This window comes from Variovorax sp. BGA-UO-ETr-C22 (assembly GCF_059567965.1).
Genome location: NZ_JCAQPA010000011.1, coordinates 3,126,129 through 3,151,533, shown reverse-complemented (window position 1 = coordinate 3,151,533; position 25,405 = coordinate 3,126,129). Strand labels below are relative to the sequence as shown.

The 25,405-nt window shown below is 68.6% G+C and carries 31 protein-coding genes; 19 read left to right on the top strand and 12 right to left on the bottom strand.

What is annotated here, in order from left to right:
- The first annotated feature begins 5 nt into the window (after positions 1 to 5).
- From AC57B8_RS35055 to AC57B8_RS35005, 11 genes are all read left to right on the top strand, one after another.
- Positions 6 to 1,454 carry a sodium:solute symporter family transporter gene (locus AC57B8_RS35055; RefSeq protein ID WP_493194558.1) on the top strand — a complete coding sequence of 483 codons (1,449 nt, stop codon included), beginning with the start codon at positions 6 to 8 and terminating at the stop codon, positions 1,452 to 1,454.
- 105 nt (positions 1,455 to 1,559) lie between these two features.
- Entirely contained in the window at positions 1,560 to 1,901 is a 342-nt protein-coding gene (locus AC57B8_RS35050) for an FmdB family zinc ribbon protein (RefSeq protein ID WP_062477042.1), read from the top strand.
- A gap of 14 nt (positions 1,902 to 1,915) precedes the next feature.
- Positions 1,916 to 2,548, top strand: a complete 633-nt coding sequence (locus AC57B8_RS35045) for a DUF502 domain-containing protein (RefSeq protein ID WP_062477045.1) — start codon at positions 1,916 to 1,918, stop codon at positions 2,546 to 2,548.
- A gap of 37 nt (positions 2,549 to 2,585) precedes the next feature.
- A complete protein-coding gene (gene aspS / locus AC57B8_RS35040) occupies positions 2,586 to 4,394 on the top strand; it encodes an aspartate--tRNA ligase (RefSeq protein ID WP_496482164.1) in 1,809 nt (602 codons plus the stop codon).
- 7 nt (positions 4,395 to 4,401) lie between these two features.
- Entirely contained in the window at positions 4,402 to 4,878 is a 477-nt protein-coding gene (gene nudB / locus AC57B8_RS35035; protein ID WP_496482163.1) for a dihydroneopterin triphosphate diphosphatase, read from the top strand.
- Positions 4,875 to 5,648 (top strand): endonuclease/exonuclease/phosphatase family protein, encoded by a 774-nt coding sequence (locus tag AC57B8_RS35030; RefSeq protein WP_487847824.1) that lies wholly within the window; start codon positions 4,875 to 4,877, stop codon positions 5,646 to 5,648. Before nudB ends, AC57B8_RS35030 begins: the two co-directional genes overlap by 4 nt.
- A gap of 73 nt (positions 5,649 to 5,721) precedes the next feature.
- Positions 5,722 to 6,453, top strand: a complete 732-nt coding sequence (folE, locus tag AC57B8_RS35025) for a GTP cyclohydrolase I (protein WP_062477056.1) — start codon at positions 5,722 to 5,724, stop codon at positions 6,451 to 6,453.
- A gap of 3 nt (positions 6,454 to 6,456) precedes the next feature.
- Entirely contained in the window at positions 6,457 to 6,879 is a 423-nt protein-coding gene (locus AC57B8_RS35020) for a BLUF domain-containing protein (RefSeq protein WP_062477059.1), read from the top strand.
- 16 nt (positions 6,880 to 6,895) lie between these two features.
- Positions 6,896 to 7,777, top strand: coding sequence for a DMT family transporter (locus AC57B8_RS35015; RefSeq protein WP_070063589.1), 882 nt, complete (start codon positions 6,896 to 6,898; stop codon positions 7,775 to 7,777).
- Positions 7,778 to 7,790: 13 nt separating this feature from the next.
- Complete coding sequence (locus AC57B8_RS35010; protein ID WP_496482162.1) at positions 7,791 to 8,615, top strand: DUF429 domain-containing protein; 825 nt, start codon at positions 7,791 to 7,793, stop codon at positions 8,613 to 8,615.
- Positions 8,616 to 8,751: 136 nt separating this feature from the next.
- Entirely contained in the window at positions 8,752 to 9,246 is a 495-nt protein-coding gene (locus tag AC57B8_RS35005) for a BON domain-containing protein (RefSeq protein WP_062477068.1), read from the top strand.
- A gap of 80 nt (positions 9,247 to 9,326) precedes the next feature.
- Here AC57B8_RS35005 and AC57B8_RS35000 read toward each other — a convergent pair whose 3' ends face one another.
- The 5 genes from AC57B8_RS35000 to AC57B8_RS34980 form a co-directional block, all read right to left on the bottom strand.
- On the bottom strand, positions 9,327 to 9,839 hold the full coding sequence (locus AC57B8_RS35000; protein WP_496482161.1) for a hypothetical protein: 513 nt from the start codon (positions 9,837 to 9,839) through the stop codon (positions 9,327 to 9,329).
- Positions 9,826 to 10,209, bottom strand: a complete 384-nt coding sequence (locus AC57B8_RS34995) for a hypothetical protein (protein WP_496482160.1) — start codon at positions 10,207 to 10,209, stop codon at positions 9,826 to 9,828. Before AC57B8_RS34995 ends, AC57B8_RS35000 begins: the two co-directional genes overlap by 14 nt.
- 49 nt (positions 10,210 to 10,258) lie before the next feature.
- Positions 10,259 to 10,633 carry a hypothetical protein gene (locus tag AC57B8_RS34990; RefSeq protein ID WP_062477074.1) on the bottom strand — a complete coding sequence of 125 codons (375 nt, stop codon included), beginning with the start codon at positions 10,631 to 10,633 and terminating at the stop codon, positions 10,259 to 10,261.
- 54 nt (positions 10,634 to 10,687) lie between these two features.
- Positions 10,688 to 10,852, bottom strand: a complete 165-nt coding sequence (locus AC57B8_RS34985; RefSeq protein WP_070063586.1) for a DUF1328 domain-containing protein — start codon at positions 10,850 to 10,852, stop codon at positions 10,688 to 10,690.
- Between the two features lie 204 nt (positions 10,853 to 11,056).
- Positions 11,057 to 12,427, bottom strand: a complete 1,371-nt coding sequence (locus AC57B8_RS34980) for a CHASE3 domain-containing protein (RefSeq protein ID WP_062477077.1) — start codon at positions 12,425 to 12,427, stop codon at positions 11,057 to 11,059.
- 130 nt (positions 12,428 to 12,557) lie between these two features.
- On the opposite strand from AC57B8_RS34980, the gene AC57B8_RS34975 reads away from it, so the two are divergent.
- Positions 12,558 to 13,190 (top strand): response regulator, encoded by a 633-nt coding sequence (locus AC57B8_RS34975; protein ID WP_007837167.1) that lies wholly within the window; start codon positions 12,558 to 12,560, stop codon positions 13,188 to 13,190.
- Positions 13,191 to 13,197: 7 nt separating this feature from the next.
- Here the strand turns inward: AC57B8_RS34975 and AC57B8_RS34970 are convergent, their stop codons facing one another.
- Positions 13,198 to 13,602, bottom strand: coding sequence for a response regulator (locus tag AC57B8_RS34970; RefSeq protein WP_496482159.1), 405 nt, complete (start codon positions 13,600 to 13,602; stop codon positions 13,198 to 13,200).
- A 257-nt stretch (positions 13,603 to 13,859) separates the two neighbouring features.
- On the opposite strand from AC57B8_RS34970, the gene AC57B8_RS34965 reads away from it, so the two are divergent.
- On the top strand, positions 13,860 to 15,881 hold the full coding sequence (locus AC57B8_RS34965) for an AsmA family protein (protein WP_496482158.1): 2,022 nt from the start codon (positions 13,860 to 13,862) through the stop codon (positions 15,879 to 15,881).
- A 28-nt stretch (positions 15,882 to 15,909) separates the two neighbouring features.
- On the opposite strand, the gene AC57B8_RS34960 is transcribed toward AC57B8_RS34965, so the two are convergent.
- From AC57B8_RS34960 to gpmA, 3 genes are all read right to left on the bottom strand, one after another.
- Positions 15,910 to 16,674 (bottom strand): molybdopterin-synthase adenylyltransferase MoeB, encoded by a 765-nt coding sequence (locus tag AC57B8_RS34960; RefSeq protein WP_495305279.1) that lies wholly within the window; start codon positions 16,672 to 16,674, stop codon positions 15,910 to 15,912.
- An 82-nt stretch (positions 16,675 to 16,756) separates the two neighbouring features.
- Positions 16,757 to 18,199 (bottom strand): S41 family peptidase, encoded by a 1,443-nt coding sequence (locus AC57B8_RS34955; RefSeq protein WP_062477129.1) that lies wholly within the window; start codon positions 18,197 to 18,199, stop codon positions 16,757 to 16,759.
- Positions 18,200 to 18,322: 123 nt separating this feature from the next.
- Positions 18,323 to 19,066 carry a 2,3-diphosphoglycerate-dependent phosphoglycerate mutase gene (gene gpmA / locus AC57B8_RS34950; protein ID WP_013543140.1) on the bottom strand — a complete coding sequence of 248 codons (744 nt, stop codon included), beginning with the start codon at positions 19,064 to 19,066 and terminating at the stop codon, positions 18,323 to 18,325.
- Positions 19,067 to 19,171: 105 nt separating this feature from the next.
- On the opposite strand from gpmA, the gene AC57B8_RS34945 reads away from it, so the two are divergent.
- The 6 genes from AC57B8_RS34945 (at position 19,172) to nadA (ending at position 23,514) form a co-directional block, all read left to right on the top strand.
- Positions 19,172 to 19,555, top strand: coding sequence for a rhodanese-like domain-containing protein (locus AC57B8_RS34945; RefSeq protein WP_370681259.1), 384 nt, complete (start codon positions 19,172 to 19,174; stop codon positions 19,553 to 19,555).
- A 20-nt stretch (positions 19,556 to 19,575) separates the two neighbouring features.
- Entirely contained in the window at positions 19,576 to 19,836 is a 261-nt protein-coding gene (gene grxC, locus AC57B8_RS34940; RefSeq protein ID WP_062477087.1) for a glutaredoxin 3, read from the top strand.
- Between the two features lie 128 nt (positions 19,837 to 19,964).
- Entirely contained in the window at positions 19,965 to 20,429 is a 465-nt protein-coding gene (gene secB / locus AC57B8_RS34935) for a protein-export chaperone SecB (protein ID WP_056578332.1), read from the top strand.
- A 28-nt stretch (positions 20,430 to 20,457) separates the two neighbouring features.
- On the top strand, positions 20,458 to 21,492 hold the full coding sequence (locus AC57B8_RS34930; RefSeq protein WP_495305278.1) for an NAD(P)H-dependent glycerol-3-phosphate dehydrogenase: 1,035 nt from the start codon (positions 20,458 to 20,460) through the stop codon (positions 21,490 to 21,492).
- Positions 21,493 to 21,513: 21 nt separating this feature from the next.
- A complete protein-coding gene (nadC, locus tag AC57B8_RS34925) occupies positions 21,514 to 22,392 on the top strand; it encodes a carboxylating nicotinate-nucleotide diphosphorylase (RefSeq protein ID WP_496482157.1) in 879 nt (292 codons plus the stop codon).
- Between the two features lie 6 nt (positions 22,393 to 22,398).
- Positions 22,399 to 23,514 (top strand): quinolinate synthase NadA, encoded by a 1,116-nt coding sequence (gene nadA, locus AC57B8_RS34920; RefSeq protein ID WP_062477098.1) that lies wholly within the window; start codon positions 22,399 to 22,401, stop codon positions 23,512 to 23,514.
- A 7-nt stretch (positions 23,515 to 23,521) separates the two neighbouring features.
- Here the strand turns inward: nadA and AC57B8_RS34915 are convergent, their stop codons facing one another.
- The 3 genes from AC57B8_RS34915 to panC are packed head-to-tail and all read right to left on the bottom strand — an operon-like array spanning position 23,522 to position 25,402.
- Positions 23,522 to 23,884, bottom strand: a complete 363-nt coding sequence (locus AC57B8_RS34915) for a 6-carboxytetrahydropterin synthase (RefSeq protein WP_062477101.1) — start codon at positions 23,882 to 23,884, stop codon at positions 23,522 to 23,524.
- A gap of 40 nt (positions 23,885 to 23,924) precedes the next feature.
- Positions 23,925 to 24,563, bottom strand: coding sequence for a 7-carboxy-7-deazaguanine synthase (gene queE / locus AC57B8_RS34910; protein WP_496482156.1), 639 nt, complete (start codon positions 24,561 to 24,563; stop codon positions 23,925 to 23,927).
- Complete coding sequence (gene panC / locus AC57B8_RS34905) at positions 24,560 to 25,402, bottom strand: pantoate--beta-alanine ligase (RefSeq protein WP_070063578.1); 843 nt, start codon at positions 25,400 to 25,402, stop codon at positions 24,560 to 24,562. Before panC ends, queE begins: the two co-directional genes overlap by 4 nt.
- Positions 25,403 to 25,405 lie beyond the last annotated feature (3 nt).

Here is a 25,405-nt window from a genome sequence, read left to right as displayed (position 1 = left end):
TCGCCGTGTTGTTGACGCTGGTCATCGTCTATCTGCTGGTCACCATCGCCATCGGCCTGTATGCGGCCAAACGGGTGAAGAACACCACTGACTTCGCGATCGCGGGGCGGCACCTGCCGCTGTTCATGATCATCACGACCACCTTCGCGACCTGGTTCGGGTCCGAGACGGTGCTCGGCATCCCGGCCAAGTTCATCGAGGGTGGCCTGAGCGGCGTGGTCGAAGACCCGTTCGGCGCGGGCACCTGCCTGATCCTGGTGGGCCTGTTCTTCGCGGGCAAGCTGTACCGCATGACGCTCCTGACCATCAGCGACTACTACCGCGAGCGCTACGGCCGCAGCGTGGAAGTGGCCTGCTCGCTGATCATCATGCTGAGCTACCTGGGCTGGGTCTCGGCGCAGGTCACGGCGCTGGGGCTGGTGTTCAACGTGCTGTCGGCCGGCGCCATCAGCATCCCGCTGGGCATGGTGATCGGCGTGGTCTCGATCCTGGCCTACACGCTGTTCGGCGGCATGTGGTCGGTGGCCGTGACCGACTTCATCCAGATGATCATCCTGGTCGTCGGCCTGGCGGTCATCGCGATGTTCGCGGGCGACATGGCCGGCGGCGCCGACAAGGTGGTGGCCTTCGCGGTCAGCAAGGACCTCTTCAAGTTCTGGCCCGAGCCCAACTGGCACGACATGGTGTTCTTCTTTGCCGCGGCCATCACGATGATGCTGGGCTCCATTCCGCAGCAGGACGTGTTCCAGCGCGTGATGTCGGCCAACAGCGTCAAGGCCGCCACGCGCGGCCCGGTGATCGGCGGCGTGGCCTACATCCTGTTCGCCTTCGTGCCGATGTTCCTCGTGGCCAGCGCGCTGCTGATCATGCCGGAGGAGGTGGCTGTGCTGCTGAAGGAAGATCCGCAGAAGGTGCTGCCCACGCTGGTGCTGCAGAAGATGCCCTTCGTGATGCAGGTGCTGTTCTTCGGCGCGCTGCTGTCGGCCATCAAGTCGACCGCCTCGGCCACCCTGCTGGCGCCCAGCGTCACCTTCACCGAGAACATCTGGCGCCAGTTTCGTCCCGCCGGCACCGACCGCGAGAACCTGATGACCATGCGCATCACGGTGCTGCTGTTCAGCGCCGCCGTGCTGGCCTACGCGATCCGCATGCAGGGCACGCCGATCTACGAACTGGTCTCGGGCGCCTACCAGGTGCCGCTGGTCGGGGCCTTCGTGCCGCTGGTGTGCGGCCTGTACTGGCGCCGTGCCACCACCCAGGGCGCCATCGCCTCGATCGTGGGGGGCATCGGCGTCTGGCTGCTGTTCATGGCCATGCCTTGGGGTACCGCCTTCCCGGCCCAGCTGGCGGGCGTGCTGTCCTCGTTCGCGGGCATGGTTGTCGGCTCGCTGCTGCCGCAATGGATAGCGAACACTCACACGCCGCACCGCCTCCTGGCGACCGAGCCGGCCTGACGGCGGGCCGGGCCGCGCCCCCACGGCCCCTGCGCGCGGGGGCGCCCCTATAATCGAGGGCTTTGCGAGCGGCAGCTGCGTCGCTCATTCCCACCCCGATTTCCCATGCCCATTTACGCCTACAAGTGCAGTTCCTGCGGCTTTGCCAAGGACGTTCTGCAGAAGATGTCGGACACGCCGCTCTCGGTGTGCCCGGAATGCGGTGCGAGCGCATTTGAAAAGCAGGTCACGGCCGCCGGCTTCCAGCTCAAGGGCTCGGGCTGGTACGTGACCGACTTCCGCGAGGGCGGCGGCAAGAAGTCCGAAGCCGCCACCGCGCCCGCTGCGTCCGGCGACGGAGCCAAATCGGCCGACGCTTCTTCTTCGTCCCCCGCCTCCAGCCCCGCACCGGCGCCCGCTCCCGCGCCGGCCCCCGCTGCAACGGCTGCCGCCAAGAGCGGCGACTGACGGAACCCTCTCCCATGTCCGCCCTGCGCAAATGGTTGTTCTCCGGCTTGCTGGTGATCGTTCCGCTGTTCATCACCCTGGCGGTGCTGAAGTGGATCATCGACACGCTCGACCAGACGCTGTGGGTGCTGCCGGGCGCATGGCAGCGCTGGCTCTACGACAACAACATCCGCGGGCTCGGTGTGCTGCTCACGCTGGCCATCCTGCTGGTGGTCGGTGCCATTGCGAGCAACTTCGTCGGCAAGCGCCTGCTCGGCTGGGGCGACGCCGTGGTGCGCCGCATTCCGGTCGTGCGCTCGATCTACTCGAGCGTCAAGCAGGTGTCGGACACGCTGTTCTCCGAGAACGGCAACGCATTCCGCACGGCAGTGCTGATCCAGTGGCCGCGCGAGAGCGTGTGGACCATTGCCTTCGTGACCGGCGCGCCGGGCAATGAGGTGGCCGAGTACCTGGGCAGCGAGGAATTCCTCAGCGTCTACGTGCCGACCACGCCCAACCCCACGGGCGGCTACTTCGTCATGCTCAAGCGCAGTGACTGCGTCGAACTGAAGATGAGCGTGGACGAAGCGCTCAAGTACATCGTCTCGATGGGCGTGGTCGTTCCAGGCGGCCCCTCCTCGGTGGCGATCAAGCCATCCAACTCATAAAAACGAACGCGCCACGACGGCGCCGGAAGTCATCTCTATGGCCATGCGTACTCACTATTGCGGTCTTGTGACCGAAGCCCTGTTGGGCCAGACCGTCACCCTGTGCGGGTGGGTCAACCGTCGCCGCGATCACGGCGGCGTGATCTTCATCGACGTGCGCGACCGCGAAGGCTACGTGCAGGTGGTGTGCGACCCCGACCGCGCCTCGACCTTCGCCGTGGCCGAGAACCTGCGCAACGAGTTCTGCGTGCAGATCACGGGCCTCGTGCGCGCGCGCCCCGAAGGCACGACCAACGACAGCCTCAAGAGCGGCAAGATCGAAGTGCTGTGCCACGAACTGAAGGTGCTGAACCCCTCGGTCACGCCCCCGTTCCTGCTGGACGACGACAACCTGTCGGAAACCACCCGCCTCACGCACCGCGTGCTCGACCTGCGCCGTCCGGCCATGCAGCGCAACATGATGCTGCGCTACAAGGTGACGATGGAAACGCGCAAGTTCCTCGACGCCAACGGCTTCATCGACATCGAGACGCCGATGCTGGGCAAGTCCACGCCCGAAGGCGCGCGCGACTACCTCGTGCCCAGCCGCGTGCACGACGGCAGCTTCTTCGCGCTGCCGCAGTCGCCCCAGCTGTTCAAGCAGCTGCTGATGGTGGCCGGCTACGACCGCTACTACCAGATCGTGAAGTGCTTCCGCGACGAAGACCTGCGCGCCGACCGCCAGCCTGAATTCACGCAGATCGACATCGAGACCTCGTTCCTCGCCGAAGAGGAAATCCGCGAGATGTTCGAAGGCATGATCCGCAACGTGTTCCGCAACGCCGCGGACATCGACCTGCCGGTGTTCCCGACCATGAGCTACGCCGACGCGATGTTCAAGTACGGCTCGGACAAGCCCGACCTGCGCGTGAAGCTCGAATTCACCGAACTCACCGAGCTGATGAAGCGCGTCGAGTTCAAGGTGTTCTCGAACGCCGCCACCATGATCGGCGGCCGTGTCGTCGCACTGCGCGTGCCCGGCGGCGGTGCCGAAGGCGGCCTGTCGCGCGGCGAGATCGATGCGTACCAGGAATTCGTGAAGATCTACGGCGCCAAGGGCCTGGCCTACATCAAGGTCAACGACGCAGCCGCCGGCCGCGAAGGCCTGCAAAGCCCGATCGTCAAGAACCTGGACGACGCCACGCTGGCCGAGATCATCGCCCGCACGGGTGCGCGCAACGGCGACATCCTGTTCTTCGGCGCCGACAAGGAAAAGGTCGTCAACGACGCCATCGGCGCGCTGCGCGTGAAGATCGGCCACAGCGCCTTCGGCAAGAAGGCCGGCCTCTTCGAGGACCGCTGGGCCCCGCTGTGGGTGGTCGACTTCCCGATGTTCGAGTTCGACGAGGAAGGCCAGCGCTGGAGCGCCGTGCACCACCCGTTCACCGCACCGAAGGACGGCCATGAAGACCTCATGGACACCGCGCCCGAGAAGTGCATTGCCAAGGCCTACGACATGGTGCTCAACGGCATCGAGATGGGCGGCGGTTCGGTGCGTATCCACCGCGAGGAAGTGCAGAGCAAGGTGTTCCGCGCGCTGAAGATCAGCGCCGAAGACGCGCAGCTCAAGTTCGGCTTCCTGCTGGACGCGCTGCAGTACGGCGCCCCGCCGCACGGCGGCATCGCCATCGGCCTGGACCGCCTGGTCATGCTCATGACCGGCGCCGAGTCGATCCGCGACGTGATCGCCTTCCCCAAGACCCAGCGCGCACAAGACCTGCTGACGCAGGCGCCGAGCCCGGTCGACGAGAAGCAGCTGCGCGAACTGCACATCAAGCTGCGCAACACGCCGCAAGCCGCGGCCTGATGCCGGCATGACGACCGGCACCCGACCCTGGAAGATCCCGGAGTCGGTGCTGGTCGTGATCCACACGCCGGCACTCGATGTGCTGCTCATCCGGCGTGCGGATGCCGAGTCCGACTTCTGGCAATCGGTCACCGGCAGCAAGGACGCCCTCGATGAGCCGCTGGCGCTCACCGCGGCGCGCGAGGTGGCCGAGGAAACCGGCATCCAGTGCGGCGAGGGCACGCCGCTGGCGTCGCAACTGGTCGACTGGCAGCTGCGCAACGTCTACGAGATCTACCCGGGTTGGCGCGCGCGCTACGAACCCGGCGTCACCCACAACACCGAGCACCTGTTCGGCCTGTGCGTGCCCGAGCGCCTGACGCCCGTGCTCGATCCGCGCGAGCACACCGACTGGCAATGGCTGCCGTACCACGAGGCGGCGGACGCCTGCTTTTCCCCGTCGAACGCCGAAGCCATTCTGTTGCTGCCAGAATTTGCGCGATGAACCCACCGGCCGCCGCAGCAGCAGCAACGCAGAACCTCCGGGTCGCGACCTACAACATCCACAAGGGTGTGCAGGGGATCGGGCCGGCGCGTCGGCTCGAAATCCACAACCTGGGCCACGCCATCGAGCAGCTCGATGCCGACATCGTCTGCCTGCAGGAAGTGCGCAAGATGAACCGCCAGGCCGCCGCCCGCTTTCCGCGCTGGCCCGAGCTGCCGCAGGCCGACTTTCTGGCGCCCGAGGGCTACACGGCCGTCTACGAGACCAACGCCGTCACGCGCCACGGCGAGCACGGCAACGCGCTGCTCACGCGCTGGCCGGTGATCCGCACCGGCCACCAGGACATCTCCGACCACCGCTTCGAACAGCGCGGCCTGCTGCATGCCGTGATCGACGTCGAAGGGCGGCGGGTGCACGCCATCGTGGTGCACCTGGGGCTCATCAAGGGCAGCCGCGTGCGGCAGGTGGCCCGGCTGCGCGAGTTCATCGAGCGCGAGGTGCCGGCCGACGAGGCCGTGGTGGTGGCCGGCGATTTCAACGACTGGGGCGCGCGCATGCGCTACGCCATGAACGCCATGGGCCTGCGCGACACCAGCGACCTGCGCGGCCCGCGCACGCTCACGTACCCGTCGCGCCTGCCCGTGACGCAGCTCGATTTCGTCTACGGCCGCCAGCTCGAACCGCTGGCCTGCAACGTGCCGCGCGGCCCGATCTGGGCCCGCATGTCCGACCACCTTCCGCTGGTAGCCGACTTCGCGCTACCTAATTGATAGCATTGCTCCGAGAAGGGGCGGGCGTTGCAGCCCGAATCCCATGGAGCCATTCACTGGTACGATCCCCGCCATGCTGAGGAAAACCGACGTCGAACCGCTTCCCGATCGAAAAGACGATGACGAGGGCACGCCCGTCTCCGTCAAGATCCGCGAGCGACTGAATGCAGCGCGCAAGCGTTTCAACGCCAACGACAACATCGCCGAGTTCATCCAGCCGGGCGAGCTGGAGTCGCTGCTCGACGAGGTCGAGGTCAAGATGAAGGGCGTGCTCGAGAGCCTGGTCATCGACGTCGAGAACGACCACAACACCGACAACACCGCGCGCCGCGTGGCCAAGATGTACCTCAACGAGGTGTTCCGCGGCCGCTATGTGCCGGCGCCTCCGCTCACCGAGTTTCCCAACGCCGAGCACCTGAACGAGCTGATGATCGTCGGCCCGATCACCGTGCGCAGCGCCTGCTCGCATCACTTCTGCCCGATCATCGGCAAGCTGTGGATCGGCGTGATGCCCAACGAGCACACCAACGTGATCGGCCTGTCCAAGTACGCACGCCTGGCCGAATGGGTCATGGGCCGTCCGCAGATCCAGGAAGAAGCCGTGGTGCAGCTGGCCGACCTGATCCAGGAAAAGACGCAGCCCGACGGCCTTGCGCTGGTCATGGAGGCCGAGCATTTCTGCATGGCCTGGCGCGGCGTGAAGGAAATGGACAGCAAGATGATCAACTCCGTCATGCGCGGCGTGTTCCTGAAAGACCCGAGCCTGCGCCGCGAATTCCTCTCCCTCCTGCCACGAAAGAGCTGAGCCATGCTGGTCCGACTTCTCTATGCCAGTCGCGCCGTCGATACCAGCCCCGAGGCCATCGAGGCGATCCTCGCGAAATCGCGCACGCACAACCCGGCCTGCGGCATCACCGGCATCCTCTGCTACGGCGCCGGCACCTTCCTGCAGGCCATCGAGGGTGGGCGCGACGCCATCAGCGATCTCTACGGCCACATCCAGCGCGATCCGCGCCACAAGGACGTGGTGCTGCTGCACTACGAGGAAATCTCCGAGCGCCGTTTCGGCGGCTGGACGATGGGGCAGGTCAACCTCTCCAAGCTCAATGCCTCGACGCTGCTGAAGTACTCCGAGAAGCCCGAGCTCGACCCCTACAAGGTCTCGGGCAAGGTCTCGCTCGCGCTGCTCGAAGAACTGATGGCCACCGCGGCCATCGTCGGCCGCCACTGATCCCGGTTCGACCGGGGTGCCCCTTTCCGCTTTCGCACTGATCCTGCTGGCTGGCGTCATCCACGCCAGCTGGAACATCGCCGCCAAGAAGGCGAACGGCGATTCGCGCTTCGCGTTCCAGAGCGGCGTGTTCATGGCCGTGGTGTGGGCGCCCGTGGGCATCACGCTCGGCTGGAGCGTCGTGCCGACCTGGGGCACGAAGGAGTGGGCCTTCATCGTGCTGAGCGGCGTGCTGCACGTCTTCTACTACGTCGTGCTGCTGCGCGGCTACCGCAAGTCGGACCTCACGGTGGTCTACCCGCTGGCGCGCGGCTCGGGGCCGCTGCTGTCGTCGCTGGTCGCGATCCTGTTCCTGGGCGAGAAGATCAGCCTCGTCGGCGTGGCCGGCATCTTCGGCGTGGTGCTCGGCGTGTTCCTGGTGGCCGGCGGCCCGCGCCTTTTTCACAAGAAGCATGACCCGGTGCAGCGCGAGCGCGTACAGAAGGGCATGCGCTACGGTGTGCTGACCGGCGCCTTCATCGCGGCCTACACGGTCACCGACAGCTACGCCGTCAAGTTCCTCGCCATGTCGCCGATCCTGCTCGACTACATGAGCAACTTCGTGCGCCTCGTGCTGCTGCTGCCCGCCGCGCTGCAGGACCGCGCGACCACCGCGCGCATGTGGCGTGAGCAGTGGAAGTACGCGCTGCTGGTGGCGGCGATCAGCCCCGTCTCGTACGTGCTGGTGCTGTACGCGGTGCAGCAGGCGCCCATCTCGCACGTCGCGCCGGCGCGCGAGGTGTCGATGCTGTTCGCTGCGCTGATCGGTGGGCATCTGCTGCGCGAAGGCGATCGCATGCTGCGGCTGCTGGGCGCGCTGTTCATCGCGGCTGGCGTGATCGCGCTCGCATTGGGTTGACCGAAGGCGGGCGATGCTCTTCGGCTGCGATTTCTCGAGCGCACCGACCGCCCGCAAACCCATCGTCGTGGCGGTCGGCGAGCTGGCCGGCCCGGACGTCGTCGCGCTGACCGGCCTGCACCGCTTCGCCACGCTCGACGCCTGGGGCCAGTGGCTCGACAGCAGCACGCCCGCCTGGGTCGGCGGTTTCGACTTTCCCTTCGGCCTGCCGCGCGAGCTGGTCGAGCACCTGCAGTGGCCGACCGCGTGGGACGCGCTGATCGCCCACTACGCCGGCCTGAGCCGCGCCGAGATCCGCGACACCTTCGCCGCCTTCTGCGCGGCGCGTCCGGTCGGCGGCAAGTTCGCGCACCGTGCGACCGACGCGCCGGCCGGCTCGAGCCCGTCGATGAAGTGGGTGAACCCGCCCGTCGCCTACATGCTGCACGCCGGCGTGCCGCGCCTGCTCGCCGCCGGCGCCACCTTGCCGGGCCTGCACGCGGGCACGCACAAGGAGCGCATCGCGCTGGAGGCGTATCCCGGCCTGCTGGCCCGCGAGCTGATCGGCCGGCGCAGCTACAAGAGCGACGACCTCGCGCGCCAGTCGCCCGAGCGCGAGGCCGCGCGCACCGACCTGCTGGCCGCGCTGGAAGCCGGGCGCACGCGGCTCGGCCTGCGCCTCCAGCTCACGGCCGCACAGCGCGACGGGCTGCGCGCCGACGCCAAGGGCGACGAGCTCGATGCGGTGCTGTGCCTGCTGCAGGCCGCCTGGGCCCGCCAGCGCGCCGGCAGCCCGGGGCCGGGCTACGGATTGCCGGGGGCCATGGACCCGCTCGAAGGTTGGATCGTCAGCGCCTGAGCGGCCTGCCGTCGCTTGCTTGTCCTACAGCGCTTCGGGCCTGCGGCGACACCCTGGCGCGGGCGGTGGGGACTAGATTGACTGGCGTGGACCAAGCCGGTCCATGCACCCATTTCCGACCGCAGGAGGATTTCCCATGACAACGTCGAACCGTTCCCTCGCTCCCTTTGCCACCTCGCGCACCTGGCTCGCCGTGCTCGCAGCCGGCGCCGCGCTGACCCTGGCCGCCTGCGACAAGCCGGGCAACCAGACCGCCGGCGAGAAGCTCGACAGCGCCGTCGCCAAGACCGAGCAGGCGGCCTCCGATGCCAAGGCCAAGACCGAACAGGCCGCGGCCGACGCCAAGACCGGCATGGCCGGCGCCACCGCCGATGTGAAGGAAGCCGCCAAGGACGCCACCGCCGCCGTGACCGCCACGGTCGACGACGCCGCGATCACCGCCTCGGTCTCGGCCGGCCTGGCCAAGGACCCGGACCTGAGCGCGATCAAGATCGACGTCGACACCAAGGGCGGCGCCGTGAGCCTCAAGGGCCCGGCACCGACGGCCGCCGCCAAGTCGCGCGCCGAGGAGATCGCCAAGGCCGTGCAGGGCGTGAAGTCGGTGAACAACCAGCTCGAAGTGAAGGGCTGACCGGCGCTTCCGCCGCGCCCAGCAAAAAGCCCGGTTCGACCGGGCTTTTTCTTGTCTGCATGCCACGCGTTGGCGTGACGTCAGGGCGGGTCTTGCCGAGGCGGCCGCGCGGGCTTCTGCAGCAGCGTGTTGACCAGGTCGGCCACGTCGGAGGTCTTGAGCACCGCCGCGATCACGGCCGTGGCCGAGAGCAGCCGCCAGGGCCGCACGAGCACCAGCAGCGAGCCCGTGGCGGCCGCGGCGGCCATGAGCTTGACGGGCTCCGTGCGGGCGTAGTGTTCGAGCAGGGGGCGGGCCAGCTGGCCGGCCGCGTGCGCGGGATGGCGGCGCCACCAGCGCTGCACCACGCCGCGCGCCATCGCGCTCCAGACGTTGTGGCGGCGCCCGGGCGAGGCGGGCGGCGCATCACCCGCGCCGGTGTGTGCGTATTCGAGATCGTCGTCGGCGTCGCCGGCGGCCAAGGCGCGGTGGGGCGCCGGTGCATCCTGCTCGCCGCCGTTCAGTTGCCGCACGAGCGCGCGGCGAGAAAGGGCCAGCCGCTGTTGCGGCGTGAGTTGCGGTGCGCCAGGGCGGCGGGAATCAGGGCTGCTCATGGCGGGCTCCGGCGGCATGCAGCGCGTCGAGGTCCGCAGCCAGCTGGGCGCGCAGATCGTCGAAGCCGTAGTTCGGACTCGGGCGGGTGGCGATCCAGGTGCAGATCGCCGCGATCACCACCGCCACGGCAGGCACGGCCACCAGCACCCAGTGGAAGCTGCCGTGCAGCACGCCGAGCAGCACGGCCACGCCGATCAGCCCGAGGGCGAGCACGGCGGTGGCCACGGCCAGGACGCCCGCGACCAGTCGGGCAACCAGGCCGCGCCCCGCCTCGGCACTCTCCTGCCGGACAAGGGCTGCGTAGTTGGCGATGTGATCGGCAATGAGCTCCGGGTGCCCGAGCACCGTCGAGAAGATCGGATGAAGCATGTGCGAGGGTGGTCGGGCGGGGTCGGTCGGTCAGTGGCGACGCAACGGATCAGTAGTCGTCGCGGTTGCGGCGGCTGGCCAGCACGATCAGCGCCGTGATGGCGGCGCCGGCCGCGGCGGCCAGCAGCACCGAGCGCACGGGCTGATCGGAGATGTAGCGGCCGGTCACGTCGGCGGCCTGTTCGATGCGGCGGTGCGCGCGGGCGCTGGTGGTCGAGGCGGCGTCGAGGCCGCGTTGCACAGCTTGCTGCACGCGTGCGGCCAACTGCTCGACACCCGGTTCGGCGTCGCGGCGCAGTTCGCGGACCTTTTCGCCCGCCGCATTCACCGCGTTCTGAGCGTAGGCGCGGGTGGTTTCGGCCGCTTCCTGGGCGGTCTGGCGCACGTCGTCGGCGAGTTGCGAAGGGGTCTTGGTCGTGTTCATGGGAGAGTCCTTTCCGGGAAGATGAAATGCGGGAGCCTGTGGATCGTAACTACGCTACTTGCGTCGTAGCAAGCCGGCCAGGAAGCTGGCGATGGCGAGCACGGCAAAGATGATGAAAAGGACCTTGGCGATCCCCACCGCGCTGGCGGCAATGCCACCGAAGCCGAACACGGCAGCGATGAGTGCGATGACCAGAAATACCACGGCGTAGTGCAGCATGCGGAACTCCTTCGAGGCTTCCCTCTTTGTGGTTTGAAACCATGCATCCGGGCGCATCGCTGAAGACCCGGCCCGGTGCCGGATGACACAGGACCCACCTTAAGGGCAGGGCCGCATCGGCCCTGTCAGCGACCGGGGCGGGCGTGCGTAGGAGGCGACCGAGTCGCCGCAGGCCCGGGGCGTGAAGAAATGCCAGCGCCTGCGTCAGGCACCGCGCGACGCGGGGGTGTCGGGGCTCGCCGGCGTGCCGGCCTGCGGTGCCGGCTTCACCACCGGCAGCATCGCGGTGAGCCGCGTGCCCTGGCCGGGCGCCGAGGTGATGGTGAGCTTGCCGCGCGCTGCCTCGACCCGGTGGCGCATGCCCGCCAGGCCGTGCGTCGACGGGCGCATGCGCTGCGCGTCGAAGCCCTTGCCGTTGTCGGCCACTTCCACGATCACGTGGTTGGCGTAGTTCTTCAGCACGATGGTGGCTTCGCTGGCCTCGGCGTACTTGCCGATGTTGGTCAGGCTCTCCTGCACCATGCGGTAGATCGTGAGCTGGCGCGACTCGTCCATGGTCACCGGTTCCAGCGCCATCTCGATCTCCAGCCCCGAGCGCTCCCCGAACTCGCGCCCCAGGATTTCCAGCGAGGCGACCAGCCCGAGGTTGGAGAGCGACGAAGGCCGCAGGTCCTCGATGATGCGGCGCTTCAGCGCGATGCCGCTGTTGAGCAGCTCGGTCAGATGCTGCAGCCGCTGGATCGCGTCGGGCGAGTCGGCCAGGCGCGACTTCAGCCGCGCCACGTCGAGCTTGGCGGCCGTGAGCAGCGAGCCCAGCTCGTCGTGCAGCTCGCGCGCCAGGTAGCCGCGCTCGGTCTCGCGCACGTCCTGCAGGTGGGTGGCGAGTTCGGCCAGCGAGGCGGTGCGCTCGCGCACCTCGTCCTCGAGGGCGTTGCGTTCGCGTTGCAGCGCCTCCTGCTGGCGCTCGCCCACCGAGCGCAGCGCGTGCGTCTGGCGCAGGTACAGGAAGAAGGCGATCAGCGCCGCGAGCGCCACGATGCCGGTGCCGACGCGCGCCAGCTGCAGCGACTTCATCACCTGCAGCTGGCCGGCCTGCAGCGTCGCGTTGCTGGTCTTCACTAGCTCGTTGGCGGTGGCGCGGATGGCTTCCATCTCCTCGCGCCCGACGTCGGTGGTCATGACGAACTTCCAGGCGTCCTCGTTGCCCTCGTGGCGCAGCCGCACGCTCATGTCCATCTCGGCGATCTTGCGCAGCACGTGCTTGGACAGCTCGGACAGCTGGGTGCGCTCGGCCGGGCGTTCGGCGTACAGCTGGCGCAGCGTGGCCAGGTTGCCGTCCACCTGCTTGACCGCGATGTCGTAGGGCTGGCGGTAGGCGGCTTCGCCCGTGAGCAGGAAGCCGCGCTGGCCGGTTTCGGCGTCCAGCATGTTCTGCAGGATCTGGTTGAGCGTGCCGCGGATCTGCTGCGCCTCGTCGATGTCCGCCAGGGCGCGGCTCGATTGCCGGTATCCTGCCTCGTTGATGCCCACGAGGGCCAGTGCGGCCAGTGCCGCGAGCAAGAGGCTCACGGCCATTTTTTGGGGGGCTAACCAGTGCATGACACCCTTAGGGTCGCATTCAATGCAACTTCGTGAATAATTGATAACAATCAGGGACCGGCATGCTGCGGCTTCCAAAGCTGCGGCACAACGACGAAAGTAACAGATGATCAAAATTGGAATTGTGGACGACCACGCCATCGTGCGATCGGGCCTCCGGCAGTTCTTCTCCGAGCACGTGGACCTGCGCGTGGCGGGCGAGGCAGCGAGCGGCCGTGAAGCCATCGAGCTGGTACGCACCACCGAACTGGACGTGCTGGTGATGGATCTCTCCATGCCGGGACAAAGTGGTATCGATGCACTCGCCATGATCCGCGCCAAGGCGCCGGACGTGGGCATCCTGATCCTCAGCGGCTACCCCGAGGAGCACTACGCGATGAACCTGATCCGTCAGGGCGCCAGCGGCTACCTCAACAAGGAGTGCGATCCGATCGAGATCGTGAACGCCATTCGCACCATCTCGCTGGGCCGGCGCTACATCACGCCCGCCGTGGCCGAACTGCTGGCCCGCCAGCTCGACCGCAAGGACGACGCCGCGCCGCACGAGCAGCTCTCGGAGCGCGAGTTCCAGGTCTTCCTGAAGCTGGCCAAGGGCGAGACCGCCGGCGACATCGCCAAGACGCTGTCGCTGTCGGTGAAGACGGTGAGCACCTACCGCACGCGGCTGATGGAGAAGATGAATCTGTCCTCCAACAGCGACCTGACCTACTACGCGCTGAAGAACAAGCTCATCGATTGAGCTGCGCCTAGGCATCGCCGGGTGCGGACCGCAGCGCGGCGGCCTGGCGGATGCAGAAGTCGACCAGTGCGTCGATCTCGTTCGACTTGTCGAACACCGCGTCGACCCCGAACTCGGCGCAGCGGCGCCGGATGTCGGGCGTCGCATAGTTGCTGAGCACCACCACCTTCTGGTCGGGCTTGCGCGACTGGCAGGCCTGAAGGATGCCCAGGCCGCTTCCCTGCTTGAGAAAGAGATCGACGATGGCCAGGTGCCACTCGTCGGCATGGTCGTGCAGCCAGTCGCGCGCGTGCTGCTCGGTTTCCGCAAAGCCCACGACCGTGGTGCAGGTGAGCTCTTCCAGAGTGCCGATGAGGTTTTCACGGATCGTGGGGTTGTCTTCGACAACGTAGGTCTGCAATCTGGAATCCATGCCGAACCGCGCTTCCTCTGAGGTGGGCAGGTGCTCGTGTCCAAGCGCCCTGCGGAGGAGAGAGCCTGCCCATGGACATTGAGGCTTTCCCGCAGCGGATCATGCAGGGTTCAAGGGCCGCGCGTTGTAGGCGGGTTCTGACGCATGTGCAGGCGGCTGTCTCCACGCCGCCTCGTGCCCGCCCGTAGGCCAAGCCGCACGGGGTCTGCGGCCTGCCGCCGACCCGGTTCGGGCGCGCATCCGGGTAAGAATCGACCATGGCAACCCAATCCCTTCGCACCCGGCCGCGCTGGCAGAAGCTGCTGGCGGCCTTCGTGCTGCTGGTCGCCGTCCTGCTGACCGCGTTCGCGCTCCTCGTGGCCTTCTTTCCGTGGGACACGCTGCGCGAGCCGCTCAACCGCTTCGTGAGTGAGAAGACCGGGCGCAAGTTCGAGATCACCCGCCGGCTCGACGTGGACCTGGGCTGGAAAGCCGCCACCATCCACTTCGACGGCATCGAATTCGCCAACCCCGACTGGGCGCGCGACCCGTACCTGGTGAAGGCCGAGCGCGCGAGCTTCGAGATCCGCCTGTGGCCGCTGATCGACAAGCGGGTGGTCATTCCGAGTCTGGCGCTGACCGCGCCCACCGTCGGCCTGCAGATGGAGCCCGACGGGCGCCGCACCTGGGCCTTCGGCAAGGACACCTCCGACACCGGCACCGTGCCCACCATCGGCCTGATCCAGGTCGACAAGGGCGCCGTCGACTTCCTGGCCACGCACCTGGGCGTCGACGTGCACGCCGACCTGGACTACGACAGCAACCGCGGCGAGCTGCCGCTGCACTACCGCATCAAGGGCCGCTACAAGGGCCAGCCGCTCACGGCCGACGGGCGCACCGGCAACGTGCTGCAGATCAACGCCGCGGGCGCGCCGCCATTCCCGCTGGAGATCAACGCCGCCGCCGGCCAGACCCGGCTCAAGGCCAATGGCACGGTGGCCCAGCTCGCGGGCTTCGACGGCATCGACGCCACGTTCCAGATCAAGGGCCAGACGCTGAGCGCGCTGTACCCGCTGCTGGGCATCGTGCTGCCGCAGACCCCGCCCTATGCGCTGAGCGGCGGCCTGCGCAAGCGCGGCAAGCTCTGGGAGGCCGCGGGGCTCAACGGCCGGCTGGGCCTGTCGGACATCGGCGGCGACATGGCGTTCGACCAGGCCGGCAAGGTGCCGCGCCTGTCGGGCACGCTGCGCTCGCGCGTGATGGACATGGACGACCTCGGCCCGCTGATCGGCCTGCCGCCCACGGCGCGCTCCGCCAACGCGGTGGAAGGCGTGGCGCCGGTCGCCTCGGCCCAGCCCAAGCGCCCGCCCGGCGGCAAGGTGCTGCCGACCACGCCGTTCGACTTCGGGCGGCTGCACGCCATGAACGCCGACGTGGCCTACACGGCTGAGCGCATCCGCAACGTGCGCGAGGTGCCGCTGGACCGCGGCAGCGTCAAGATCCGGCTGACCGACGGCGTGCTGTCGCTCGACCCGCTGGACCTGGGCGTGGCCAACGGCAAGCTCGTGGGCGCGATCCGCATCGACGCCACGAAGACGCCGGCCGACATCCGCGCCTCGCTCGACGTGCGCGGCCTGCGGCTGGCCCGGCTCATTCCCAAGCTGGAGAACTCGGGCAACAGCGTCGGCCGGCTCGACGGGCGCATCAACCTGTCGGGCGCCGGCAATTCGGTGGCCAGCTGGCTCGGCGGCGCGTCGGGCGACATGGCGGTGCTGTCGGGGCGCGGCCAGTTCGGCAACCTGATGCCCGTGTTCGCGACGCTGGTGGGCGGCGACATCCTCAAGTTCCTGCTGCGCGGCGACCGCGACGTCGAGCTGCGCTGCGCGGCGCTGGCCTTCGACGTGAACAAGGGCGTGATGAACGGGCGCACGCTGGTGCTGGACACCACCAACGCCGTCTTCACCGCCACCGGCCAGGCCAATCTCGCGACCGAGACGCTGGACTTCGTGATCCGGCCCGAGCCCAAGAGCGCGAGCTTCCTGTCGCTGCGCACGCCGCTGGTCGTGAGCGGCACCTTCGGCGCGCCCAAGGGCGGCGTCGAGATCGGGCCGCTGGCCGGCCGCGGTCTGGCGGCGCTGGCGCTGGGCGCCATCAACCCGCTGCTGGCACTGGCCGCGACCATAGAGACCGGCCCCGGCGAGAACGCCGACTGCACGGGCGTGCTGGCGCTGGCGAACCGGCCCACGGCCGGGGCCGCCGCGCGCGGTGCCGCGCGGGCCAAGGGGGCTCGCCAGCCTTAACGAAAGAAAGAAGAGGGCAGGCGGGCGCTCAGGCGCCGGCCTGGGGCCGCTGCGCGCAGACGCTGCAGTGCGGGTCGCGCGAGACGCGCAGCGTGTCGAAGCCGGTGCTGCGCCCGTCGAACATCAGCAGCTTGCCCGCCAGCGACGGGCCGATGCCGGCCAGCAGCTTGAGCGCCTCGCTGGCCTGCAGCGTGCCGATGGTGCCGACCACCGGACCGAACACGCCGAGCACCGCGCAGCGCGTTTCCTCGAAGCTGGCCTCGGGCGGGAACAGGCAGGCGTAACAGGGACAGGCCGCGTCGCGCGTGTCGTACACGCTCAGCTGGCCGTCGAAACGGATCGCCGCGCCCGCCACCAGCGGTTTGGCATGCGCCACGCAGGCGCGGTTCACGGCTTGCCGGGTGGCGAAGTTGTCGCAGCAATCGACCACCACGTCGGCCTCAGCCACGAGCCGCGACAGCAGCGCCTCGTCGGCGCGCACGGCGTGGGTCTCGATGGCGATGCCGGGGTTGATGTCGCGCATGGCCTGCGCGGCGGATGCGACCTTGGGCTGGCCCACCCGCGCCTGGGTGTGGGCGACCTGCCGCTGGAGGTTGGTGAGATCGACCTCGTCGTCGTCGACCAGCACGATGTGGCCGACCCCCGCTGCCGCGAGGTACAGGGCCACCGGCGAGCCCAGCCCGCCGGCGCCGATGACGAGCACCCGCCCGGCGCTGACGCGCGCCTGGCCGTCGATGCCGAATTCTTCGAGGAGGATGTGCCGCGAATAGCGCAGCAGGTCGTGATCGTCCATGCGCGCCTGCCTGGGCCTGTGCGGGGGAGGGGAAAACGCCGGTGGCGCGAACCGCACGGTGCGTGCGGTCCGCTCGCCGGGATCAGTTTTCCTTCTTCTCGTCCTTGTTGTCGACGATGACCTGCGTCTTGCTGACGAGCACCGGCTGGCCCTTCAGGCGGTTGAGCGCCTGCACCAGCGGGAAGTCCTTGTCGGTGCCGAACTCGGGCACCTTGCGGTCTTGCGGCGGCTTCTTGGCTTCTTCCTCGAGGCGCTTGCGGGCTTCGTCGCGGGCCTTTTCACGCTCGGGGTCCTTCACCTCGGGGCCCTGGCCGCTGGCCAGGTGCTTCTCGAGGTCGGCCTCGCGCATGCGCAGGGCGGCGAAGGGGCTGCCCTCGGCGCTTTCGTCGACCAGCACGTTGGGCACGATGCCCTTGGCCTGGATCGAGGTGCCGCTGGGCGTGTAGTAGCGCGCGGTGGTGATCTTCAGGCCGGTGTCCGGTCCGAGCGGGCGCACGGTCTGCACCGAGCCCTTGCCGAAGGTCTGGCTGCCCATGATGGTGGCGCGCTTGTGGTCCTGCAGCGCGCCGGCCACGATCTCGCTGGCCGAGGCAGAGCCTTCGTTCACCAGCACCACCAGCGGCACGTTCTTGAGTGCGGCCGGCAGGTTGCGCAGCGGGTCGCTGCCCGAACGGCGCTGGTAGTACTCCGGCGCCGCTTTGTAGATCGACTTGCTTTCGGCCAGCTGGCCGTCGGTGGTGACCACCGTGACGTTCTCGGGCAGGAAGGCCGCCGACACCGCCACCGCCGCGTCGAGCAGGCCGCCCGGGTCGTTGCGCAGGTCGAGCACCAGGCCCTTGAGGTTCGGGTCTTCCTTGTAGAGCTCCTCGATCTTCTTGACGAAGTCGTCGACCGTGCGCTCCTGGAACTGCGACAGGCGGATCCAGCCGTAGCCCGGCTCGATCATCTTGCCGCGCACCGACTGGGTACGGATTTCCTCGCGCGTGATCGTGACCGGGAAGGTGCGGCTCTCGTCCTTGCGGAAGATGGTCAGCAGCACCTTGGTGTTGGCCTCGCCGCGCATGCGCTTGACGGCTTCGTTCAGCGACAGGCCGCGCACGGCCGTGTCGTCGATCTTGGTGATCAGGTCGTTCGGCTTCAAGCCGGCGCGGAAGGCCGGCGAGCCCTCGATGGGCGAGACGACCTTGATGAGGCCGTCTTCCTGCGAGATCTCGATGCCCACGCCGACGAAGCGGCCCGTGGTGCCCTCTCGGAATTCCTTGAAGGACTTCTTGTCGAAGTACTGCGAGTGCGGATCGAGCCCGGCGACCATGCCCGAGATGGCGTCCGAGATGAGTTTCTTCTCGTCGACCGCCTCGACATAGTCGCTCTTGACCATCCCGAAGACGGCCGCGAGTTGCTGCAACTCCTCGAGTGGGAGCGGCGCGAGCGAACCCCGCGCGACCGTCTGCAGCGAGACGGTGGTCAGGACGCCAGCAACGGCGCCGGCGGCGACCCAGCCGGTGATCTTCAGTTTCTGGCCCATCATGAGTGAAATGTCCTGTATGTCGACGGCTGTCGAACCAATATACACAGCTTGGAAGCAAATTGCCTGCCGGGGTTCCACGGAGGAACCGGCAGGCGGGGTTTTCTTCTTTTGCTTACGTCTTCAGCCCTTGCCCTGCGAAGCCACCGCGGCGGCGGCCTTTTCGGCGGCCGCGGCATCGCCCAGGTAGTAGTGGCGCAGGGGCTTGAGGTCGTCGTCCAGCTCGTACACGAGCGGGATGCCGTTCGGGATGTTCAGGCCGACGATGGCGTCGTCCGAGATACCGTCCAGGTACTTCACCAGCGCGCGGATCGAATTGCCATGCGCGGCCACGACCAGGCGGCGGCCGGTGCGGATGGCCGGGGCCATCGATTCGTTCCAGAACGGCAGCACGCGCGCCACCGTGTCCTTCAGGCATTCGGTCAGCGGGATCTGCTCGGGCGACAGCTTGGCGTAGCGCACGTCGGAGCGCTCGCTGCGCGGGTCGTCGGCTTCCAGCGGCGGCGGCGGGGTGCTGTAGCTGCGGCGCCAGACCAGCACCTGCTCGTCGCCGTACTTCTTGGCGGTTTCGGCCTTGTTCAGGCCCTGCAGGCCGCCGTAGTGGCGTTCGTTGAGGCGCCAGGAGTGCACCACGGGCAGCCAAGTGCGGTCGAGTTCGTCGAGCGTGTGCCAGAGGGTGCGGGTGGCGCGCTTGAGCACGCTGGTGTAGGCCACGTCGAAGTCGTAGCCCTCGGCCTTGAGCAGCCGGCCGGCCTGCTTGGCCTGCTCGACGCCGGTTTCGGTCAGGTCGACGTCGGTCCAGCCGGTGAAGCGGTTTTCGAGGTTCCAGGTCGATTCGCCGTGGCGGATCAGTACCAGTTTGTGCATGTCGGAGGCCTTTGGCAGCGCGTGGGAAAACCAGCATTCTAAAATCCCGGGTTTGCCATCCAAGGAACCCCCGTGAAATTGATCGAATTCGTCACCGCGAACTGGATGCTGATCCTGATGGCGCTCACCTCGGGCGGCATGCTGGCCTGGCCGATGCTCCGGGGTGCGGGCGGCGGCACGCTCACGGCCCAGGGCGCCGTGCAGCTCATCAACCGCGAACGCGCGGTGCTGGTCGACGTGCGCGAACCCGAAGAATTCGCGACCGGCCACATGATCGGTGCCAAGAACGTGCCCCTGAACCTGCTGGACGAGAAGCTGGCCAGCACGGTCAAGAACAAGAACGTGCCGCTGCTGCTGGTGTGCGCCACCGGCGCCCGTGCCCAGCGCGCCGTGGCCACGGCCAAGAAGCTCGGCTACGAGCAGGCCCAAGCCGTCGCAGGCGGGCTCAAGGCCTGGAAAGAGGCTAACCTGCCGGTTGAAAAAGCCTGATTCTTCCCAAGGTAGAGCGCATGCAAGCCGTCAAGATGTACACCACCGCCGTCTGCCCGTACTGCACGCGTGCAAAGCAGATCCTCAAGGCCAAGGGCGTCGAGCAGATCGAAGAGATCCGCATCGACACCGACCCGCAAGCCCGCACCACCATGATGGAGATCACCCAGCGCCGCACGGTGCCGCAGATCTTCATCGGCGACACCCACGTGGGCGGCTGCGACGACCTCATGGCCCTGGACAGCCGCGGCGGCCTGGTCCCGCTGCTGCAAGGCGCCTGAAGTCCCACGCGGCCGGGCGTCACGAAAGTGCGCGGGCCGTCGGGCGATAATCGTTTGTTCCCTCATCTGCAGCCCGCTGCGGGACCCTCTCCCCGGCGGGCATTGTTTTGATCCTCGAAAGTTCAGCCATGGCCGACCAGCAAGCCCAAGATCCCGTGTTCCAGATCCAGCGCGTCTACCTCAAGGACCTGTCGCTCGAACAACCCAACTCGCCCGCGATCCTGCTGGAGCAGACGCAGCCCACCGTCGACATCCAGCTCGGCGTGGACGCCCAGCCCGTGGCCGACGGCATCTTCGAGATCACCGTGTCGGCCACCGTGCAGACCAAGATCGAAGACCGCACCGTGTTCCTGGTCGAAGCCAAGCAAGCCGGCATCTTCGAGATCCGCAACCTGCCGGAAGACCAGATGGGCCCGATCCTGGGCATCGCCTGCCCGCAGATCGTCTACCCGTACCTGCGCGGCAACGTGGCCGACGTGATCCAGCGCGGCGGCTTCCCGCCCGTGCACCTGGCCGAAATCAACTTCCAGGCCATGTACGAGCAGCAGCAAGCCCAGGCCGCCGGCCAGGCTGCCCCGACCCTGGCCCAGTAAACCGGCCGCACGACGCCGCCAGCGCACGATGAAGATCTGCGTTCATGGCGCCGGTGCCTGGGGCACGGCCGTCGCAGTCAACGCGGCGGCCCGCCACGAGGTCACGCTGTGGGCGCGCGACGCCGCCCAGGCCGACGCCATGTCGGCCGCGCGTGAAAACACCCGCTACCTTCCCGGGCTGGCCCTGCCGGCCTCGCTGACCGTGCGCGCGGGCGACATCGCCCAGGCGCAGGCCGGGGCCGACCTCGTCATCGTGGCCACGCCCATGGCCGCCCTGCGCGACCAGCTGCTCGCCCTGCGCGGCACCAGCGCCCAGGTGGCGTGGCTGTGCAAGGGCGTCGAGCCCGCGCTCGATGCCTCTCCCACCACCTACGGCCTGCTCGCCCACGAGATCTGGGCCCAGGTCGCCCCCGAACTGAAGGCGGGCGTGCTCAGCGGCCCCAGCTTTGCGCAGGAGGTCGCCGAAGGGCGTCCGACCGCGCTGGTGGCCGCCAGCCCGCACGCCGGCGTGCGCGATGCGCTGGTCGACGCCTTCCACGGCCCGGCCCTGCGCGTGTACGCCAACGACGACATCGTCGGCGTCGAAGTCGGCGGTGCCGTCAAGAACGTGCTCGCCATCGCCACCGGGCTGTGCGACGGCCTCGCGCTCGGGCTCAACGCCCGCGCGGCGCTGATCACCCGCGGCCTGGCCGAGATGACCCGCTTCGGCCTGGCGCTCGGCGCTCGCGCCGACACCTTCATGGGCCTGTCGGGCCTGGGCGACCTCGTGCTGACCGCCACCGGCGACCTGTCGCGCAACCGCAAGGTCGGGCTGCTGCTGGCCCAGGGCCGCACGCTCGCGCAGGCCGTCGATTCGCTGGGCCACGTGGCCGAGGGCGTGTACTGCGCCCGCACCGTGGTGCAGCGCGCGCGCGGCCTGGGCATCGAGATGCCCATCGCCGAAGGCGTGGTCGCGCTGCTCGACGGCCAGGTGAGCCCGCGCGACGCCGTCGCGGCGCTGACCGGGCGCGACCCGGTGCCGGAATCGGTGCAAGCCGGTTCGGCTCCCCGCCACTCCTCCTGAAAAATTAGAGATTCCAGAGACATGAGCCCTCGCTTTGATTTCTCGGCGTCGGCCGTCGCCGCGCTGGCCGAGTCCGACGTCGCCCGCGCCCTGCAGGAAGACGTCGCCGACGGCGACCTGACCGCTTCGCTGGTCGACGCCTCCCGCACCGCCCATGCCCGCGTGCTCGCGCGCGAAGCCGCCGTGGTGTGCGGCGCGCCCTGGGTCGAGGCCACCGTGCGGCGGCTCGATCCGCAGGCGCGCATCACCTGGCTGTGCGGCGAGGGCCAGCGCTGCGCCGCCGACCAGCCCGTGCTGGAAATCGAAGGCGGCGCCCGCGCGCTGCTGACCGCCGAGCGCACCGCGCTCAACTTCCTGCAGCTGCTGAGTGCGGTCGCCACCAAGACCGCGCTGTACGCCGACGCCGTGAAGGGCACCCGTGCCCGCATCGTCGACACCCGCAAGACCCTGCCGGGCCTGCGCCTGGCGCAGAAGTACGCGGTGCGCACCGGCGGCGGGCTGAACCACCGCATCGGCCTGTACGACGCGGTGCTCATCAAGGAAAACCACATCGCCGCGGCCGGTGGCGTGGCCGCCGCCCTGCGCGCGGTGGCGCCCGTGGCCGCGCAGGCCGCCTTTGTCGAGGTCGAGGTCGAGACCCTGGCCCAGCTGCAGGAAGCGCTGAACGCCGGCGCCCGCATGGTGCTGCTCGACAACATGGACCTGCCCACGCTGCGCGAGGCCGTGCGCCTGAACGACGCCGTGGGCGAGGGCCGCAAGGCCGTGCTCGAGATCTCGGGCGGCGTCACGCTCGACGGCCTGCGCGCCCTGGCCGAGACCGGTGTCGACCGGATCTCGATCGGCGCGTTGACCAAGGACGTGAAGGCCATCGACTACTCGATGCGCTTCCTGACCCACTGAACCGCCATGACGACCGCTTCCGTCATCGATGTCGACTACGAACAGCCCGCGCAAGGCGCGGTCTGCGACACGCGCCACGCCTGGGCCCGCGTGCCCCCCGAGCCTTCGCCCGATGAACGCATCGCGCTGAAGGACCGCATCCGCCGCCTGCTGCGCGAACGCAACGCGGTGATGGTGTCGCACTTCTACGTACACCCCGACCTGCAGGATTTGGCCGAGGAAACCGGTGGCATCGTGAGCGATTCGCTCGAGATGGCGCGCTTCGGCCGCGACCATGCCGCCACCACGCTGGTGGTGTCGGGCGTGCGCTTCATGGGCGAGACCTCGAAGATCCTCTCGCCCGAAAAGCGCGTGCTGATGCCCGACCTGGACGCCAACTGCTCGCTCGACCTGGGCTGCCCGGTCGACGCCTTCAGCGCCTTCTGCGACGAGCATCCCGACCGCACCGTGGTGGTCTACGCCAACACCAGCGCGGCCGTGAAGGCGCGCGCCGACTGGCTCGTCACTTCCAGCTGCGCGCTCGACGTGGTGAACGCGCTGCATGCGGCCGGCCAGAAGATCCTCTGGGGCCCCGACCGCCACCTGGGCGACTACATCCGCCGCCAGACCGGCGCCGACATGGTCAGCTGGAACGGCGCGTGCATCGTGCATGACGAATTCAAGGCGCTCGAACTCGAGCTGCTCATGAAGGAACACCCGAAGGCCAAGGTGCTGGTGCACCCCGAGTCGCCCTCGGACGTGATCGCGCTGGCGCACGCGGTGGGTTCCACCTCGGCCATCCTGAACGCGGCGCAGCGCTTCGACGCGACCGAGTTCATCGTCGCGACCGACACCGGCATGCTGCACAAGCTGCGCACGCTGAACCCCGGCAAGACCTTCATCGAAGCGCCCACGGCGGGCAACGGCGGCACCTGCAAGAGCTGCGCGCACTGCCCGTGGATGGCGATGAACGGGCTGGTCGAACTGGCGAACGCGCTGGAGACCGGCGCAGGCGAGATCCACGTCGATCCGGCGCTCGGTGTGCGCGCGCGCGTGCCGATCGACCGCATGCTGGCGTTCACCGCCGGGCTGAAGAACGGCCAGGCGCCGGGCAGCCTGGTGGCCGGCATCGGCGCCGCTTGACCGGCGGCTAGAACTCCACCGTACAGCTGTCGCCCAGCGCCTCGCGCCACACGCGCACGCGCGCCAGCGACGGCCGCAGGTCGGGCAGTGCGTCGGCGATGAACACGCACAGGTTCTCCAGCGTCGGCGGATGCAGCCCCGGCACGTCGTCCAGCAGGTGGTGGTCGAGCTGCTCGCGCACGTCCTCGAGCCGGCGGCGCAGCAGGCCCAGGTCGATCACCATGCCCGTCACCGGGTCGCGCTCGCCTGCCAGCCACACCTCCGCGTGGTAGGTGTGGCCGTGAATGCGGCGGCTGCCTTCGACCTCGATCTCGCGTTTGAGCGTGTGGGCGGCGTCGAAGAAGAAGCGTTGGCTGATGGTGAAGCGCATCGTCAGAAAAAGAAAACTCGAAACTGAAAGGGGCCGCGCGTCAGCGGATGCCCGTGATCTTGTGCGTCTGTACGCTCAGGCGCCACACCGGCTGCTTCATGCATTCGGCGATGCACAGCTCGGTGTTGGCGAGCCGGTCGGGCCCGTCCATCGGCTGCAGGAAGCGGTGCGTGAATTCGCCCGTGCGCGCCATCGCATCGAGGTCGATGCTTGCCTGCGGCCACACCAGCTTCAGCTCCTGGCCGCGCTGCTGCACCCACGGCGCGCCGGCCTTGGGGCTGATGCACAGCCAGTCGATGCCCGCGGGTGCGGCGACCGTGCCGTTGCTCTCGACCGCGATGCGAAAGTGCCGCGCGTGCAGCGCGTCGACCAGCGCCGCATCGACCTGCAGCAGCGGCTCGCCGCCCGTGAGCACCACCAGCCGGTGCGCGGTGTCGCCGGCGGGCCATTGCGCGGCGATGGTGTCGGCGAGCTGGTCGGCGTTCTTGAACTTGCCGCCCAGCGTGCCGTCGGTGCCGACGAAGTCGGTGTCGCAGAAACGGCAGACGGCCGTGTCGCGGTCTTCCTCGCGGCCGGTCCAGAGGTTGCAGCCGGCGAAGCGGCAGAACACGGCCGGCATGCCGGCCTGGCCGCCTTCGCCCTGCAGCGTGTAGAAGATTTCCTTGACGCTGTAGGTCATGCGGCGAGCGGCGTGTCGATTTCGAGGTTGTCGATGAGCCGCGTGCTGCCCAGCCGCGCGGCGGCCAGGGCCACGAGCGCATCGCCGGGTTGCGGCGCCTGCAGGTCGGCGCGGCGGCGCAGCACCACGTAGTCGGGCTGCCAGCCGCGCTGCGCGAGCGACTGCATGGCGCGCGCCTCGAGGGCGGCCACGTCGCGCTCGCCGGCGCGCACGGCTTCTGCCATGTCTCGCAGCGCCTTCGACAGCTGCACGGCCTCGGCGCGTTCGGTGGCGCTCAGGTAGCCGTTGCGCGAGGAGAGCGCCAGGCCGTCGTCGGCGCGGAAGGTCTCGCCGCCGACGATCTCGATCGGCAGCGCGAACTGCCGCACCATGTGGCGGATCATCATGAGCTGCTGGTAGTCCTTCTTGCCGAACACGGCCACGCGCGGCTGCACGCACTGGAACAGCTTCATCACCACCGTGCACACGCCGATGAAGAAGCCGGGGCGGAAATGCCCTTCGAGCAGGTCGGCCAGCGCCGGGTCGGGGTGCACCTTGCAGGTCTGGGGCTCGGGGTAGAGCGCCTTCTCGTCGGGCGCGAACAGCACGTCGCAGCCGGCGGCGCGCAGCTTCTCGCAGTCGCTGTCCCAGGTGCGCGGATAGGTGTCGAAGTCTTCGTGCGGCAGGAACTGCAGGCGGTTCACGAAGATGCTCGCCACGGTGGCGTCGCCCAGCGGCTTGGCCTGGCGCACGAGCGCGAGGTGGCCCTCGTGCAGGTTGCCCATGGTGGGCACGAAGGCGGGGCGCTGGCTGGAAGACAGGTGCTGGCGCAGTTCGTCGATGGTCTTGGCGATGTACATGGT